Origin of the sequence: Mesorhizobium sp. M0715 (genome assembly GCF_040320355.1) — a bacterium.
GTDB lineage: Bacteria > Pseudomonadota > Alphaproteobacteria > Rhizobiales > Rhizobiaceae > Mesorhizobium.
In genome coordinates, this window is record NZ_JAMYPL010000017.1 from 13174 (window position 1) to 29826 (window position 16653).

At 63.1% G+C, this 16653-nt stretch carries 17 protein-coding genes; 3 read left to right on the forward strand and 14 right to left on the reverse strand.

Annotated elements, in window-relative coordinates; genetic code table 11:
• Positions 1-36 precede the first annotated feature (36 nt).
• The 4 genes from NKI21_RS19860 to NKI21_RS19875 form a co-directional block, all read right to left on the reverse strand.
• A complete protein-coding gene (locus tag NKI21_RS19860; RefSeq protein WP_023811044.1) occupies positions 37-417 on the reverse strand; it encodes a PTS glucitol/sorbitol transporter subunit IIA in 381 nt (126 codons plus the stop codon).
• A 108-nt stretch (positions 418-525) separates the two neighbouring features.
• A complete protein-coding gene (gene srlE, locus NKI21_RS19865) occupies positions 526-1527 on the reverse strand; it encodes a PTS glucitol/sorbitol transporter subunit IIB (RefSeq protein WP_023811043.1) in 1002 nt (333 codons plus the stop codon).
• Positions 1528-1543: 16 nt separating this feature from the next.
• Positions 1544-2305 (reverse strand): PTS glucitol/sorbitol transporter subunit IIC, encoded by a 762-nt coding sequence (gene srlA, locus NKI21_RS19870; RefSeq protein WP_013529328.1) that lies wholly within the window; start codon positions 2303-2305, stop codon positions 1544-1546.
• 88 nt (positions 2306-2393) lie between these two features.
• A complete protein-coding gene (locus NKI21_RS19875) occupies positions 2394-2831 on the reverse strand; it encodes a transcriptional regulator GutM (RefSeq protein ID WP_352866880.1) in 438 nt (145 codons plus the stop codon).
• 195 nt (positions 2832-3026) lie between these two features.
• On the opposite strand from NKI21_RS19875, the gene NKI21_RS19880 reads away from it, so the two are divergent.
• Complete coding sequence (locus NKI21_RS19880) at positions 3027-3668, forward strand: hypothetical protein (protein ID WP_023811040.1); 642 nt, start codon at positions 3027-3029, stop codon at positions 3666-3668.
• A 93-nt stretch (positions 3669-3761) separates the two neighbouring features.
• The gene (locus NKI21_RS19885; protein WP_023811039.1) at positions 3762-4436 is read left to right on the forward strand and encodes an HAD family hydrolase; all 675 of its coding nucleotides are present in this window, start codon (positions 3762-3764) and stop codon (positions 4434-4436) included.
• On the opposite strand, the gene NKI21_RS19890 is transcribed toward NKI21_RS19885, so the two are convergent.
• The 6 genes from NKI21_RS19890 to NKI21_RS19915 form a co-directional block, all read right to left on the reverse strand.
• Positions 4433-5608, reverse strand: a complete 1176-nt coding sequence (locus NKI21_RS19890) for a DUF930 domain-containing protein (protein WP_023811038.1) — start codon at positions 5606-5608, stop codon at positions 4433-4435. The genes NKI21_RS19885 and NKI21_RS19890 overlap by 4 nt on opposite strands.
• A gap of 108 nt (positions 5609-5716) precedes the next feature.
• Positions 5717-6475 (reverse strand): 5'/3'-nucleotidase SurE, encoded by a 759-nt coding sequence (locus NKI21_RS19895; protein ID WP_023811037.1) that lies wholly within the window; start codon positions 6473-6475, stop codon positions 5717-5719.
• Positions 6472-7638, reverse strand: coding sequence for an MBL fold metallo-hydrolase (locus NKI21_RS19900; RefSeq protein ID WP_023811036.1), 1167 nt, complete (start codon positions 7636-7638; stop codon positions 6472-6474). The genes NKI21_RS19895 and NKI21_RS19900 overlap by 4 nt, the downstream gene beginning before the upstream one ends.
• Positions 7638-8717, reverse strand: coding sequence for an ABC transporter ATP-binding protein (locus tag NKI21_RS19905; RefSeq protein WP_023811035.1), 1080 nt, complete (start codon positions 8715-8717; stop codon positions 7638-7640). The genes NKI21_RS19900 and NKI21_RS19905 overlap by 1 nt, the downstream gene beginning before the upstream one ends.
• Positions 8705-10408: an ABC transporter permease gene (locus tag NKI21_RS19910; protein ID WP_352866887.1), complete on the reverse strand. Its 1704-nt coding sequence runs from the start codon at positions 10406-10408 to the stop codon at positions 8705-8707. The genes NKI21_RS19905 and NKI21_RS19910 overlap by 13 nt, the downstream gene beginning before the upstream one ends.
• A gap of 88 nt (positions 10409-10496) precedes the next feature.
• Entirely contained in the window at positions 10497-11483 is a 987-nt protein-coding gene (locus NKI21_RS19915; RefSeq protein WP_128305052.1) for an ABC transporter substrate-binding protein, read from the reverse strand.
• Between the two features lie 257 nt (positions 11484-11740).
• Between NKI21_RS19915 and NKI21_RS19920 the strand changes: the two genes are divergently transcribed.
• Positions 11741-12712, forward strand: coding sequence for a sugar-binding transcriptional regulator (locus NKI21_RS19920; protein WP_352866892.1), 972 nt, complete (start codon positions 11741-11743; stop codon positions 12710-12712).
• Positions 12713-12757: 45 nt separating this feature from the next.
• Here the strand turns inward: NKI21_RS19920 and NKI21_RS19925 are convergent, their stop codons facing one another.
• The 4 genes from NKI21_RS19925 to NKI21_RS19940 form a co-directional block, all read right to left on the reverse strand.
• Complete coding sequence (locus NKI21_RS19925; RefSeq protein WP_013529317.1) at positions 12758-13126, reverse strand: hypothetical protein; 369 nt, start codon at positions 13124-13126, stop codon at positions 12758-12760.
• Between the two features lie 114 nt (positions 13127-13240).
• Positions 13241-14623 (reverse strand): pyruvate dehydrogenase complex dihydrolipoamide acetyltransferase, encoded by a 1383-nt coding sequence (locus NKI21_RS19930; protein ID WP_352866895.1) that lies wholly within the window; start codon positions 14621-14623, stop codon positions 13241-13243.
• A 3-nt stretch (positions 14624-14626) separates the two neighbouring features.
• Complete coding sequence (locus NKI21_RS19935; protein WP_128305050.1) at positions 14627-15625, reverse strand: alpha-ketoacid dehydrogenase subunit beta; 999 nt, start codon at positions 15623-15625, stop codon at positions 14627-14629.
• Positions 15625-16653, reverse strand: coding sequence for a thiamine pyrophosphate-dependent dehydrogenase E1 component subunit alpha (locus NKI21_RS19940; RefSeq protein ID WP_127261511.1), 1029 nt, complete (start codon positions 16651-16653; stop codon positions 15625-15627). Before NKI21_RS19940 ends, NKI21_RS19935 begins: the two co-directional genes overlap by 1 nt.

Consider the following 16653-nt stretch of genomic DNA (forward strand, 5'->3'; position numbering starts at 1 on the left):
GCGCCGCTCCCAACATAGGCCACGGCGCGAATGCTGTCAGGCGGCGATGGTGATGATTGCGCCGGTCTTCAGGGCGGCCACCAGCGCTTGCGGGTCGACTTGCGACGCACAGATCTCGCCCGGCCTCTCGGCCTCGGTAGCGCCGTTGAACGAGATGACGACATGGCCCATTTCCAGCACCTTGCTCCACGCGCTGGAGCCGACCGCTGTGATAACAGCGACAACCGGGCCGAGGGTGATCGAAGCGCCCTTGGCGGGCGCTCCGTCACTTGGTCCCTGCTCCGCCTTGTGGAGCACCGAAACCTCGGCAAGCTCCGGCGGCGAGCCATCCGCAAACAGGATGACCACGCCCCCTTCGGCAAGGTCCGCCACTTCGGGGCCGATGGCAGTGACCCGTGTTCTCAACAGAACCGTCATATGGCGAACCTCATTTTCTCAACTTTCCCTAGAGCGGTGAACCGCTCTAACTCTTTGTTTTGACGCAATTTCCAAGGGAAAGCATTATGCGCTTTTCCCAGAGTTGCCTTAGAACACGATCAGGCTGACGACCCAGGCGATCAGCACCGAGACCGGCCCCATGATCTGGCGGCTGATGAGCACCGCCGGAACGCCGATTTCGATCGTCTTCGGCTTGGCCTCACCGAGCGCCAGGCCGACGGGGACGAAGTCGCAGCCCACCTGGGTATTGTAGGCAAACAGCGCCGGCAGTGCCATTGCCGGCGAAATCGTGCCGTTGGCGATCTGCGGGCCGATGATGGCGACGCCGATGACCTGCGCGATGACAGCGCCTGGCCCGAGAATGGGCGACAGGAACGGCAGGCCGCAGATCGCCGAGATGATCAGCAGGCCGACGATGTTGTTGGCCAGCGGACCCATCGGCTGCGCCAGCACATCGCCGATGCCGGTATACAGGATCAGACCGATGAGCATGGTCACGAAGGCCATGAACGGCAGCACGTTGCGGATGACCTGGTCGATGGTGCGGCGGCCGGCATTGAAGAAGATGCCGACGATACGTCCCATGACCCGGCCGATCGTGCTGATGAGGCCGATCAGCCCACCCTCGCTCGGCAGCGGCTGTGGTGCCGCGGCCGCATTGTTGCTTGAACTCATCGCTGCTGCTCCCCCTGCAGTCGTGACCGTTTCGGATCCGTCCGCCATTGTGATGTTGGCCGGCTTCACGCCCGAAACGTAGATGTCCTCGGTGATGAACTGGGCCAGCGGCCCCGATTGACCGACCGGCGTCAGATTGACGGTCGGGATGCGCTTGCGCGGATAGACGCCGCATCGTGCGGTGCCGCCGCAATCGACGACCACCACCGCCATCTCGCTTTCGATCGGCGGCGCCCTGAAGCCGTCGACGGCTTCGCCACCGGTCATGTCGGCAATAAGCTGTGCCACCGGGTGGATGCCACCACCGGTGACGGAAACAACCTTGCTGCGCTGTTCGGTCGGCTCGATCACGAGCGGGCCACCCCAACCGGTCTTGCCCCGGGAGATGCGTACGGCTTTATATGTCTTGGCCATGATGTCCTCCCCGCCCTTACAGCTCGACGCCCTGGCGGCGTGCCATGATGGCGGTGATGCGTTCGGTCAGCATGCCCTTGAGCAGGATGACGACGAGACCGACGATTGCGTACCAGATCGCCACCTTGACGTGGTAACCGGCAACGACGACGCCCTTCTTTTCCAGCTCCAGCAGCGCAACGAGAATGCCGCCCCAGACGAAATACTCGCCGGGATTGATGTGCGGGAACAGGCCGAGCGGCGGGTGCACATAGGACACGGCCGCGTCATAGAAGGCCGGCTTGTGCTTTTCTTCCAGGAACGATCCGAACGTATAGGCCATCGGATTGGTGAGGAAGAACACCGCCAGCAGCGGCAACAGCGTGTAGCGCGTCAGCGCGATCCGGCCGGCGCCGCGCGCCAGGCCATGCACGCGCTCTTCGCCGACCAGTTCGGTGACGGCGTAGAAGGCCGTCATCAGCACCACCAGCGTCGGGATGATGCCGGTGACGAAGCCGGCGAAGACCTCGCCGCCCTTCTGGAAGATGCCGATGAAGTACTTGCCGATGGCGGTCAGCCAGCCGAGCTGCTCTTCCTGCTGGACGTCCTTCAGCTTTTCCTTGAACTGATCGACGGTGATCGGTCCGCTGTCCGCTTGTGCGAGGACAACGAGATGGTCGGAGGCATGCTCGACTGCGAGCTTGCCATGCAATGCGGCATCCGAGACCATGGCACCTGCGACATGCAGATTGTGCACGGCCATGTCGGCATGCTGCGCCAACAACGAAAATACAGACATTTCTCCTCCTTATGCCACCCGCCGGTTGATCCCAGTCGGTGCGCGGCGTCCTCTATCCCTTTGATTTAGAGCCCGAAATCCTGCGGCCCTAAGCCCTTGCTATGTTCAAGCCGGACAGGCCCGGCTTCTTCCCCGGCTCCGACCGTGTCTTGTCGATCTGCTCGATCGCCCGTTTCACGGCCTCGGCCACACCGGGTTCCCCCTCCCCCATGATTGCAGGGTTGGACCGGAGTTTATCGAGGGGAACACCCTCGAATTCTTCATGTCTTTTGAATTTGGTGAAGACGGAACGGCCGCTCATCACCATCAGGCGGCGCACGACCAGATCAGGCGTCACCACGACGAGCGCGATGGTGCCCTTGGCCAACCGGCCGCGAAAATTGCCGGCTCCGACGAAGCCATCCTTGTACTGGTCGGTGACGCCCCTGAAGACATCCGAATAGTGCCGCACCTGCAGCCAGACGCCGAGCGACTGCAGCGCCCACACGATAACCAGCAGAAGCAGTCCCCACTGCCAAATCGCCATTCGGTTCTCCTCCCGAAGCCTCAGTTGAACCGCACCTTGGACCGGCGCGTGACAACAGCAAAGTGAGAACATTTGTTTCCGAGAATGTCAATATGTATGATATTGGCCTCGGCTGCGGTCATCTACAAGGGCGCTGACCGATTTCGGCCGTGGCGCTGTTGTGCTAGGCTGACCGGGAAACAGGATACGAGGAACATGGAGCTGCCCTTCAGGGACGAGCTGGCCTTGATGCCGGATCTTCGCCATCGGCTGCGGCAGCTGCGCTGGTTCCGCGCCACCTTTCGCGGCAGCGCCAAGGTGGTCTCGGACACGTTCGGCGTGCGCTTCGAGATCGACGAGGCCAAGCTCACCAGAGCCTTTCTCGACTGGGTCGAGATCATGGAAGCGCAGAAGCGCTTCGCCGCGATCGACCGCGCCGACTTCATCGTCTTTGCCGCCGGCCTCGTGCTGCGCGAGTTGATAAAACAGGCGCCGGCAAAAGAAATATCCGGCCTCACCCAACTGATCGAGACGGAAACGAACGCCGGCACGCTGGAAATCGTCCGCTTCTGGCCGGAGGGTTTCCTCTACACCAACTACTGCGTCTCGGTGATTTCGGCGATCCACGAGCAGGAATTCGGCACGGCACCCGGCATCGACAAATGCGCCGACGATTTGCGCACATGGTGGTCCTATCGCGAGAATGTGACCGAGATGCCGGCCTATGCGGTGGCTTTCCTCGACCGCTTTCTCGGCGCCGAACCGAACTGGATCACCCCAGATCGCGCGCAGTCCCGGCAAGCCATGCAACGGGCGCTCGGGTCTTCCCGTGCGAGCGATGCGTTGCGCCAGCTTTGAGCCCGCTCTTCGCGCCCCCAAAACGCACGCGCTATTGAACATTTGACTTTTTGCCGATAGCGATGTGCGAAAATTGACTCGAGAGGGAAACGCGTGGCGCGACCAAGGCCTATTATTTTCGATTGCGACGGCGTTCTTGTCGACAGCGAGCCGCTGGCCGCCCGCGCCTATGAGCGCGTCTACGAAAAGCACGGCATGCCCGGTGTCAACACCAGCATCATCGCCCAATGCGTCGGCATGAAGCAGTCCGATATCATCGCCAGGATCAAGGAATTGACCGGGCACCAATTTCCGGCGGCGGCGGACGGCGACATCTGGGCCGAGACCAAGGTGCTGTTCTCGCAGGAATTGAAGCCGACACCGGGAATCACTGCGTTTCTCGCGACGCTTGCGGGCGACCGCTGTGTCGCCTCGTCCTCCTCCGTCGAGCGCATAAACCACAGCCTTGCCGTGACCGGGCTGGCGCGTTTCTTCGGCGACGCGATCTACAGCTCCTCGATGGTCAAGAACGGCAAGCCCGCGCCGGACATCTTCCTCTTCGCGGCGGACAAGATCGGCGCCAATCCCGTTGACTGCATCGTCATCGAGGACTCGCCCTTCGGCATCCAGGGCGCTGTCGCCGCCGGCATGACGGCGATCGGCTACACCGGCGGCGGCCATACCTATGCCGAGCACGCCGCGCGGCTGACAGCTGCCGGTGCCGATTTCGTCTGCGCCGACTGGCAAGAAGTTAGCCGGCAATTGGCTAGGTTTGGTGTGCCGGCCTAGTTTAGGCGATACTTTGTGAATCCACGGCTGGCCCATTCGCCAGGCGGCACCAATGAGCCCACACGGAAGTTGAAGGACAGGACCTTGGTCGCATCGGCGTCGACTTCGCATCGGAAATTTAGGTTATACCAGGCGTTTCTGGTGCTGAAGGCGGCCTGCGGAGGATTGAGAACATTGCCTTTGTCCAGCGTGATGGTTGGCACCCATTTGACCGTATAGTCGGCAGTTTGCAATTCCCGGCTCAGAACGTTGCCGCAAAGGGTGGCCACGCGCTGACCGCGCGGCACATTCTCCATGGAGCTTGTAGCGAACGCATTGCCGGTTGCCCCTTGCGAGTAAAGCTTTCTGACGCCAGGAAGGCCGGAATAGATCGGTGATCCCGCAAGGGCGTTGTTGGTGGGATTTGACCTTCCAGCATTCCCGCTCGGCGCTTTGAAAGCTTTTGCGGGTTTGAACGTCATTGTCTTGGCAGGTTTGGCTTTGGGCTTTGCCTTTTCGGTCGAGGCTGGAGGCGCCGGCTTGTCACCGGTCTCAGCCGTCAATGGCTTTGGCGTCACGACGGCTTGCTTTTCGTCGGGTTGCGGTGCGGGTTCCTGTTTGTCCGGCTGCTGTTTGTCGGTGTCCTCGGTCGCCTGCTTCTCCTCGCTTTGCGCGGGCTTTTCGTCCGGCGCAACGGTGGCTGGCTTCTCGTCAGACTTGCTGGGCTCTGCCTTCTGCTGTGGCGTTGCAGCCGGGGCGGGCTGGGTCGGCGCGGGTGTCGGTGCTACAGGCGGCTTCGGCGCCTCATCCTTGGCCGGCGACGGCGTGTTGGGTTTAGCGCTGCTTCCGTCGAGCGATTTCTCCGGCCCGGTATCTTTCTGGCCGTACTGGAAAACGCGCTTCAAAACCTGGTCGTCTGGCGGTTTCGGCGGTTCCGGAGGCGGCTTTTGTTCAGGCGGCTTTTCAGCCTTCTTTTCAGGTGTCGGCTCCGGTGGCTTTGGAGCAGGTTTCGGCTTGGGCTTTTCGGGCGGGGGCACGATCGCGACATTGACGGGCTGTTCCTGCTGAGCCGGCTGCTGCTCGGGTCTCGGCAGGCCATAGACCAGAAACGCCGCGATGAGTGCATGCAGGATCAGCGATGCGGGCAAAGCCCACAGCAGATGCCGCCGCCGTTCTCCTGTTTCGCCCTTCATCCGCACCGATGTGGAATGAAATGGCGGCGGCTTCAAGCATAGGTAGTGGATTGGCTTGATTTAACCGCTGACAGGTTGGTGATCGGATGACGACGCGCAGACCCCAGGTCAGCCAGTTTGCCGCTGGCGCGGGATCCTGTCCAGAAACCGTTCGTCCAGCCGTGTCTCGCCAAACCAGTTCAGCCGGTTGATGCTGATAAAGCCGGCATCGATCGCCTCGTTTTCGTCACCCGGCTCACTTGCATGAGCGCGCCCGCGCGGCACGGTGATGACCGTGCGTTCGCCGTCGCTTTCCACGATCTCGGCCTTGCGGGCGATCTTGTCGCGGCCGATGCGCGGCTGCCGGATTTCGGCCGGCAGCAAGGTCGGCAGGTTGATGCTCAGCCAATGCCCCTCAGCGGCCCAGTCGGCGCGCGATTGCCACAATGAAGCGATCAGCGCGCCAAGCCATTGGTCGTCGCCATCGGTGAAATCAGGATTTTTCACGCGTGAGAAGCCGATGGCTGGAACGCCCCAAAACGTCGCCTCCCGCGCAATGCCGAGCGTGCCGGAATAGGCAAGGTCCTCGGCAACGTTGCGGCCATCGTTGACGCCCGACAGCACAAGGCCCGGTTTGTCGGAATCGGCGAACAGCCAGGTCATGGCGCTTACCACGCAATCGGCCGGGGTGCCGGAACAGGAGTACCAGTTCGGCTTGACGCGCCCCATGGTCAACGGCCTGGCAATCGTCAATGACGAGCCGGCAGCAGTGCGCTTGCCGTCGGGCGCGACCACCCAGACATCGTCGCTCAACCCGCCGGCCGCATTGACCAGACGGGCAAGCCCCGGCGCTTCGATGCCGTCGTCGTTGCAGATCAGAATTCTCATCGTTTTTTCGCCTCCGACACCACTATGCGCTGGCCGGTGCGGCATTGCGTGCGCAACGACGGGATGTGGGTTTGCAGATCGCCGAGAAGGTCCGGCGTGCAGGAATGACCGAGTGCTGCGGGACGCCCGGCCTTCTCCCAGATGTCGACATTGCCCGACAGCGTCGGATGGGTCGGCATGCGCACCCAGTCCGCCCGGCCGGCCTTGTGCAACAGATCGCCCGGCGAACCTGACGGCAGATGGCCGGTAAGCAGCACCGGAAAACCGGAATGGTCGGCACGCGGCAAGAGGCGCGACGACGGGCCGGCCTCACCCATACCGTCATCCGCCAGCAACGGCATTGGCGGCAGGGGATCGGCATCGGTCCAGTCGGCTGCGTCTTGCAGGCGGCGAAGCAAGAGTTCTGAGACACCTGGCAACAGGGATGCGGTGGCGCCGATCTGCGCTTCCAGCGACGAACGCATGCCGGCATGGATGGCGAACGGCCCCGGCAAGGCCGCGATCAGCTCCAGCGACCGACCCGAGAGCGGCGTCGGCAAAAGACACCCGCCCGAATGCGTCGCAACCCACTGCGATATTTCGAGCGCCCGCGCCGCCCCCGGCACCGGATCGGCGCCATAGGAAGCATCGAGGACAAGCAGGTCGCAGTGCGGGATCGCGTCCATGACGAAGACATTGCTGTCCGGCACCACATCGGCCGAATAGGCGACGCGGCTCTCGCCATCGTCCACGGCAAACCAGACGCCGCCCACCACATGCCCGGAGCGTCCCGTCCGGATCGTGAGATTTCCGCTCTTCAGCGTATCGCCGGGTTCGAACAATTCGATGCGGTCTTCGGGAAAAGGGAACCGTCTGAAATCCTCGGGCTCAGCATAGCCGGCGAGCGTGGCGGGCGCCTCATTGCGGGTCTCCGCCGTCATGAAGATCGGGCCGGCATAGCCGCGCGACAGCAGCCAGCTCAGCGCGCCGACATGATCCTCATGGGCATGCGAGACGAACAGCGCATCGATGTCGGCGGCCGACCCGTTCAGCGCCGGATAGTAGTCCGCCCCCGAGGCGCCGACCTTGATGCCGACGTCGAGCAGGATGCGATCCTTGCCGCTGCTGACAGCAAGACTGGTGCGGCCCTTTTCGCCAAAGCCGCCGAGTAGGTCGAGCATCATCACGATGCCGCCCCCACCGCCGGGATCAGCCAGCCGGACCTTATGCGCAGACGCGCCCGGGACCCGCTTTCCAGCATGACTGGGTCGGGCTGTTCGAAGTGCAAGGTGATGTCGGGACTGGTCGAAGGCGTGAATTCGATACGCGCCGAGCCACCCTGATAGATCACCCGCTTGACCAGGCCATCGAAGCCGGGGCCATCCGGCGAAACGTCGAGATCGGCTGACCGGCAGCAGATCTTGGCGCCAGCGCGCGGCCGCTCGCCTGGCCGGCAGCGGACAATCAGTTCAGTCCCGAGAACCCGGACCTTGCAGTGGCCCGCCTGCTCCGCGCTCAGCACGTCGGCGGGCAGCAAAATGCCTTGCGAAATGAAGGATGCGACCATTTCATTTGCCGGCTCATGATAGAGCTCGCGCGGCGTCGCCAGCTGGGCAAGGCGCCCGCCATCCATCACCGCGATGCGGTCGGCCAATGCCATCGCCTCGGCCTGATCATGGGTGATGTAGACGATAGTGGTGCCGGTGCGCTTGTGGAAGGATGCGAACTCGTCCTCCATCGATGCCCTCAGATGCACGTCGAGATTGGCGAGCGGCTCATCGAACAGCACTAGCGAGGGCGCGGCGACAAGGCAGCGCGCCAGCGCCACGCGCTGGCGCTGGCCGCCGGAAAGATTGGCCGGCCGACGCTCGCCCAGCCCTTGCAGATTGACAAGGGCCAGTGCGTCTTCAACCTTCCGGCGGGCGACGGCCTTGTCGAGCTTCGCCACCTTCAGCGAATAGCCGATGTTCTCGGCCACCGTCATATGCGGCCACAGCGCATAGTTCTGGAAGACGATGCCGACGCGCCGCTTTTCCGGCGCGACGCTGCCGCCCTTGCCCGACACGACCTCGCTGCCGATGCGGATTTCGCCCGACGTCACTTTCTCGAATCCGGCGACGAGCCTCAGCAACGTCGTCTTGCCGCAGCCGGAAGGGCCGAGCACTGCCAGGAACTCGCCGTCGGCGACGTCGATCGACACGTCCTTGACGGCATCGAAATTGGCGAAGCTCTTGGTCACATTGTCCAGGCTCAATCGCGCCATGGCAGCACTCCGGTCGGAAGGTAGGGGGCAAGCAGATTGGTCACCAGCATTAGCACGAAAGTGACCGCCACGGTGATGACGGACATCGCCGCCGCATAGTTGGAATCGCCGCCCTGCTCGAAGGAGAACATCACCACGCCGATCGTTTCTGAGCCCGACGACCACAGCAGTGCCGAAACGGTAAGTTCGCTTAAGGCCGTCATGAAGATCAGCAGGCCACCGGCGATCGCCGCCGGTGCCACCAAGGGAAAGATGATCGTGCGCATGCGGGTGAACAGCCCGGCGCCTGCCACTTGCGCCGCTTCCTCCAGCGCCCGGTCGATCTGGTGATAGCCGCTGATGGTTGGCCGCAGCGCCAGCACCAGGAAGCGGGCGAGATAGGCGTAGAGGATGATCCAGACCGTGTTGTAGAGCTGGATGCCGGTCAGCGGGATCGGCCGCAGGAACATGAGCAGCGAGGCGATCGCCAGCACCACACCGGGCAGAGCATAGGGCAGTTCCACCGACAGATTGAGCAGCCGCACCCAGCGCTGCTTGCCCCAGGCGATCAGATAGCCGATCGGCACGGCGACCAGGACCGCGAAGAACGCAGCCGCGATCGACAGCCAGAAGCTGTTGAAGAAGGCACGGCTGGCGGCATCATGCTCGAACAGCACGAAGCGATAATTGTCGAAGGTTGCCGTCTTGGCGGTGAGCGCGATGCCGTAGCCCGGCACCAGCGATGTCAGAACCAGCCCGAACAGCGGCAGGAACAGCACCACGATGATCAGCAGCCACATGCCGGCCTGCACGGCCGGCCGCCATCGGCCGAGTTCGTATGGCTCAGCCGCCAGCGACGTGGAGCTGATGCGATAGTCCCGGCGGCGGCTCATGATCTCCTGGGCAAGGATGCCCGCCATGGCGATGATACCGATCAGCACCGACAGGAATGCGGTTTCGCCGAGCACGGCGGGGCCGCCGCCGGCCAGCTTCTGATAGATCAGCGTCGGCAGCACGAGATAGTTGGCGGGAATGCCTAGAAAGGCCGGAATGCCGAAATTGCCGACGCAGGAGACGAAGGCGAGTGCGGCGGCGGCCATGATCGAGGGCGTCATCAACGGCAGCACGATGGTGACCAGCATGGTGAACCAGCCGGCACCGCCCGCCCGCGCCGCTTCGATCAGTTCGCGCGGCAGCTTGCGCAGGCCGGCGCGCACCAGCAGGAAGACCAGCGGGCCATACTGCACGCCGAGCAGCAGGATGATGCCCGATGTCGAATAGAGCGGGTTCCTGGTCCCGAGCGGCGGTGCCGCCCCGAACAGCTTGAGGAACGGGCTTGCCGGGCCGAACAATTGCAGCCAGGCCAGCGCCGTCACCTGCGGCGCGATCATCAGGGGCATGACGTAACAGAGCACCATGGCGCTGCGAGCGCGGATATCGGTCAGCGTAACGAGCACTGCCACCAGCGTTCCCGACAGCACCGCAAGCAGGGTGCCGCCGATACCGACGACCAGTGTGTGCCAGGTGGCGATCCAGGTCGCCGGACTGGCGAGCCCCGCCTTTATCGCGACGGTCGACAGCGTGCCGCCGGGTGCCACGATTTCCTTGATCAGGCGCAGCATCGGCAGCAGCGAAAGCAGGACGATGACGATGGCCACCGCCGCCGTCAGGGCCATTTCCTGGCCCCGGCTTTCCCTGATCCGTGTTGACATGATTGCGTTTCCTGGGATCGATCGGCCGATGCGCTCGGATTTCGCAGTCGGCATGCCGCTAGGGGGGCATGCCGACTGGATTGCCGGCTCAGCCGCCGAACAGTTCCGAGAACTTCGCCTTGTCCGCGTCGGTCTTGGCGACGATTGCCTTGGTGTCGAACGACATCACCTTGACCTTGACGCCTTCCGGCAGCCATTCGGGGCGGCCGACCGAGGCACGCGCCGGCAGATAGCCCATCGAAAGCGCCAGCTTCTGGCCGTCATCGGAAAGAATGAAGTCGACGAACTTCTTGGCGCCATCGACATTCCTGGCGGTCTTCATGATGGCGACCGGTTCGGTCACTGCCGGCACACCTTCCGAGGGGAACACGAACTCGACCGGGGAACCCTTCTTCTTGGCGTTCATCGCCATGAAGTCGACGAGGATGCCATAGGGCTTCTCGCCCGATGCCACCGACTTCAGCACCGCACCATTGCCGCGCACGCTGACGGTGTTGTTGGTCTTCAGCTTCTGGAAGAAATCCCAGCCATAGTTGGTATCGCCGACGAAGCCCGAAAGCAGGTAGGCGGCGGCACCCGAATAGAGCGGGCTCGGCATGACCAGGCCATCGGCATAGGCGGGCTTGGCAAGATCGGCCCAATGCTGCGGCTTCTCGGTCGCCGCGGTGTTGTAGACGATGCCGGTGGTGATCAGCTTGCTGCCGAAATAGGTCTTGTCGGCATCATAGGCATCCGCTTCGATGCCGTCGAGCTTTGCCTCGGGATAGGGCAGCAGCCGGTCGTCCTTCTTCAACAGCTCCATTGAGACCGCGTCAGCGATCAAAAGCACATCGGGCTGCGGGCTGCCGGCGGCAAACTCGGCCGCCATCTTGGTCAGGATGTCGCTCGTTCCGGAGCGATAGATATTCACATCGATACCCGGCTGCGCCTTCTTGAAGGCATCCACGGTCTTGGCCGCGTCGGCTTCCGGCTGGGACGTGTAGAGAGTCAGTGTTTCGGCGTTTGCCACGCCGGCAAACAAAGTTGCCGCGAGCGCCAGCTGGCTGGCCAGCAGCTTGATGAAGTGCGTCTTCAATGAGACCTCCTGTCTTTCTGTGCATGACCGGTCCGGCTCTGGCCGGCTCCCCGTCTCTTCCTCCCTGCACGGCGCATATGACTGGTGGATGACACAGCGCGTGAAACCCACAAAATATGTTCATATGTACGATGTCAATTACAAATGAACAAAACTGTGCGACAATCGACGCGCCTGCGATCGGCATCAATTGACATCCGGCCGGTGTTTCCTTGATGAGCACCGGGCAGGCCACGGCTCATGAGGGACAGGAACCGATGACCACAGAAAAACCCAGACAGGCTCGCCTACCGATGGTCTCGTCGGACCTTACCGTCAAGACGGCATGGCTCTACTATGTCGAAGGTTTCACCCAGGAACAGATCGCCGAAAAGCTCGATGTTTCCAGGGTGAAGGTCATGCGTACGCTGGCCTCCTGCACCGCCGAGGGCATTGTCGTCACCATGATCAACGCGCCGACCGCCGGGCAGGTGGCGCTCGAGCGGGAACTGGAAAAGCGCTGGGGTCTGGATGCCGCCGTCGTCATCCCGACACCTTCGGCGCATGACCATCTGGAGAAGGCCATCGGCCATGCCGTCGCGGCCTATCTCGGCGAGCAGATGCAGGACGGCATGACGCTGGCCATCGGTGGCGGCGCGACCCTGCATGCCAGCCTCGGCTTCCTTGCCCGCCGGCAATTGAAGCGTGCCTGCGTGGTGGCGCTTGTCGGCAGCCTGCCGCACTCGCAATGGATCAATCCATCCATCGTTGCTGCCAAGGTCGCAGACGTCTTCGAGGTCGACAGCTATCAGATCACCGCGCCGGTGACGGTCGACAATTCCTCGCTGCGCGATCTCCTCTGGGCGCAGCCGACCCTGCAGGATGTACGCCAACGCGCGGCCGCCGCCGGCATCGCGCTGCTCACCGTCGGCGACATGTCGCCGGACGCCACCATCTTCCGGCACGGCATCGTGCCCTCATCGCTGATCGCTCCGCTGAAAGCGAAGGGCGCGGTCGCCAACATGCTGTGCTATTTTGTCGATGCCGCCGGCGGGCTGGTCGACCACGAGGTCAACAGCCGCGTCATGGCCATCGATCTCGATGTGGTCAGCAACGTGCCGAATGTGGTTCTCGCCGCGGGCGGCAAGCGCAAGGTCGCGGCGATCCTCGCCGCGCTGAAAGCCGTCGACACCAACGTGCTGATCACCGACAGCGATACCGCCACGGCGCTGCTTGCCAAGGGCGGCTGAGCCGGTTCGACTGGCCCCGGTGTTTCCCGCTACCCGTGTTTCCCGCTAAATGAGCCCGCGCTCGCGCAAAAAATCCTCGACACCGACATGGGTCATGGACTCGAATTCGGCGATCGCCTCGGCCACCCGCTTGCGCTGCGCCGCCAACAGCGTGAAAACCTGCTTCATCTCGCCGGAAACACCAAAACGGCTCCAGCGCTCGGCGATATGCGTGGGCAGGCCGATATCGGCGCAGAACGCGTCCAGGCTGTCATAGCCGAGGCTGGCGACAAGCTGCCTGGTCTCCTCCGCCGACATGCGCGGCTCGAAGGCGTGGTCGTGCAGGCGCTGCGCCACCAGCTTGATATCGGATGGCGACGCGCCCATGACCTTGCCGAACAGGGTTTTGACGTCAGATGGGTCGAATGCAGGCATATTTGGCCTCCCTGGATCGCAATCCAGATAGAACATGGGTCAAGGGTCGGCGCCTGACAAGTCGTTTCTGTTTTAAGCCGGCGCATCATTCGGCGCCGGCTTCTGCTTGGTGGATCAGACCAGCAGGCCCATCGGATTTTCAAGGAGGTTCTTGAAGGCGACCAGCAGTTCGGCACCCAGCGCGCCGTCGACGGCGCGATGGTCGGTCGACAGCGTCACCGACATCACGGTGGCTATTCTGATCTCGCCGTTCTTGACCACTGCCCGCTCCTCGCCGACACCAACGGCCAGGATGGTCGCATGCGGCGGGTTGATGACGGCGGCAAAATCCTTGATGCCGAACATGCCGAGGTTGGACACCGCCGTGGTGCCGCCCTGATACTCATCCGGCTTCAGCTTGCGGCTGCGCGCCCGGCTGGCCAGATCCTTCATCTCGTTGGAGATGGTGGACAGCGTCTTTTCGTCGGCATGCCGAATGATCGGCGTGATCAGCCCGCCCGGGATCGACACGGCGACGCCGACATCGGCATGCTTGTGCTTGACCATGGCGCTTTCGGTCCATGAGGCATTGGCATCCGGCACTGCCTTCAGCGCCATGGCCATCGCCTTGATGACCATGTCGTTGACCGACAGCTTGTAGGCGGGCGCATCGCCCTTATCGGTCTTCTTCACCGGGGCTGCGGCGTTGATCTGCGTGCGCAGCGCCAGCAGCGCATCGAGCTCGCAGTCGAGCGTCAGGTAGAAATGCGGGATGGTGGTCTTGGCCTCGACCAGGCGGCGCGCAATGGTCTTGCGCATATTGTCATGCGGGACGAGATCGTAGGAGCCCTGTTCGAACAGTTTCAGCACCTGCTCGTCCGACATTGCCTTCACCGCAGGCGCAGGAGCGCCAGCAGGAGCCTTGGCGGCAGGCGCCGCCTGGGCGCCTTCACCGGCAATCGCCGCATCGACATCCGCCTTCACCACCCGGCCATGCGGGCCGGTGCCGGCAATGCTGGCAAGGGCAAGACCCGCCTCGCGGGCCAGGCGTCGGGCAAGCGGTGTTGCACGGCCGGCCGATGGCGATTGGCCAATCTCCCCCCTTGTGGGGGAGATGCCAAGTGGCGGCAAAGAGGGCAGGGCAGAGGGGGGCGTGACAGAATGCGACGTTGGCTGGGCAGCGCCCCCCTCTGTCGGCTTCGCCGACATCTCCCCTACGGGTGGGGAGATTGGCGCTTTGTCCTGCTTTGTCGCAGCGACATCAGCCCCATAAGCCTCATCGTCAGCATAAATCCACGCGACGGCAGCGCCGACCGCAATATCGACACCTTCCTTGCCGCTGACATCGCGCAGGACGCCGCTGGCCGGCGCGTCGATCTCCATCGCCGCCTTGTCGGTCTCGATCTCGAACAGCACATCGCCCTTCTTGACGCGCGCGCCCTCCTCGGCGAACCAGCGCGAGATCTGTCCGGTCGCCATGTCCATGTCGACCTTGGGAAGAATGACTTCGGTCGGCATTTCTCAGCGAACCCCTTTCACGAGGTCGCGCGCGGCGGTGATGATGTCGGGAACCTGCGGCACCGTCGCTTTCTCAAGTTCCGGATTGTAGGGGATCGGCGTTTCGGCGCCGCCCAGCCGCACGATCGGCGCATCGAGATAATCGAAAGCCTCGCTCTCGGCGATCATGGCACTGACTTCGGCGCCGATGCCCAGCGTCTTGACCGCTTCGTAGACGCATAGCAGCCGCGAGGTTTTCTTGACGCTGTCGATGACGGTCTGCTTGTCCATCGGCCGGATGGTCCGGAGATCGACGACTTCGACGTCGATGCCTTCGCTCTCCAGCGCGGCAGCCGCGTCGAGCGCCTTCTGCACCATGATCGAGGTGGCGACGATGGTCAGGTCCCGGCCCTCGCGGCGGATATCGGCCTTGCCGATCGGCACGGTGTAATAGCCTTCGGGCACCGGTCCCTTCATCTTGTAGAGCAGCTTGTGCTCGAAGATCATGACTGGATCGGGATCGGCGACCGCCGCCAAAAGCATACCCTTGGCATCATAGGGGGTCGCCGGCTGGATGACTTTCAGACCCGGCACATGGCCGAGCCAGGCCTCGAGGCTCTGGCTGTGCTGAGCCGCCGCACCAGTCCCGGAACCGGCGGGAAAGCGCATCACCACGGGAACCGAAACCTCGCCGCCCAGCATGAAGCGCATCTTGGCCGCCTGGTTGACGATCTGCTCCATGGCAAGCGTGGCGAAATCGGAAAACTGGAACTCGAAGATCGGCCGCATGCCGGTGAGGGCAGCGCCCACCGCAACGCCCGCGCCGCCCAGTTCCGAAATCGGTGTGTCGATGACGCGGTCAGCGCCGTAACGTTCGACCAGGTCGCCAGTGACCTGGAAGGCGCCGCCATAGACACCGATATCCTCACCCATCAGGAAGACGCGTTCGTCCATGTCCATGGCGATCGCCATCGCTTCCTGGATCGCCTGGGCGTAGCTCAGTTCACGCACCATCGCGTCCATCACGCCTGCTCCGTATACACGTAATTTCCGGTCTCGCTGATATCGGGCGATGGGCTCGCCTTGGCGAACTCGATGCCCTCGGCGATCTCTTGCGCCACGGCATCGCGAATGGCCTCGATGCCCTTGTCGTCGATGAAGCCGAATTCCCTGAGCTCGCTTTCGAACAGGGTGATCGGATCGCGGTTCGACATCCAGTCCTCGATCTCTTCCTTGGTGCGATAGCGGTTGCGGTCGCTCTTGGAATGGCCGCGATGGCGGTAGGTCTTGGACTCGATCAGCGTCGGCCCCTCGCCGGCGCGGGCTCGGGCGATGGCCTGATGAGACGCCTCGGCGACCTCGGAGAAGATGTTGCCGTTGACGATGACGCCGGGCATCGAATAGGCGGCGGCGCGCTCGGCGATGTTCTTGACGGCGGTCGAGCGGGCCGTCGATGTCGACATGCCATAGCCATTGTTCTCGCAGACGAAAATGACAGGCAGCTTCCAGACCGCCGCCATGTTGAGCGCCTCGTGGAAAGCGCCTTCATTGTTGGCGCCATCGCCGAAGAAGGACACCACGACCTTGCCGGTCTTCATCATCTTGGAGGACAATGCCGCCCCGACGGCGATCGGGATGCCGCCACCGACGATGCCATTGGCGCCGAGATTGCCCTTGCCGACATCGGCGATGTGCATCGAGCCGCCACGGCCCTTGCAATAGCCTGTGGTCTTACCGAAGAACTCGGCGAACATGCGCTTGACCTCGGCACCCTTGGCTATGCAGTGGCCATGACCGCGATGCGTCGAGGTGATCTGGTCATCCTCGGCAAGCGGCATGCAGATGCCCATGGCGCTGGCTTCCTGGCCGATCGACAAATGCATGGTGCCGTGGATGAGACCGCGCGTGTAGCACTCCTCCGCGCCCTCTTCGAAGCGGCGGATCAGGTACATCTTATGGAGCACCTCCCTGAGCTGCTCGGCGCTGTAGTGGCGGTAGACGAAGGGCAGATTGGCGCGACTGTCAGTGACGGCTTTGCTGGCTGTGGCCAT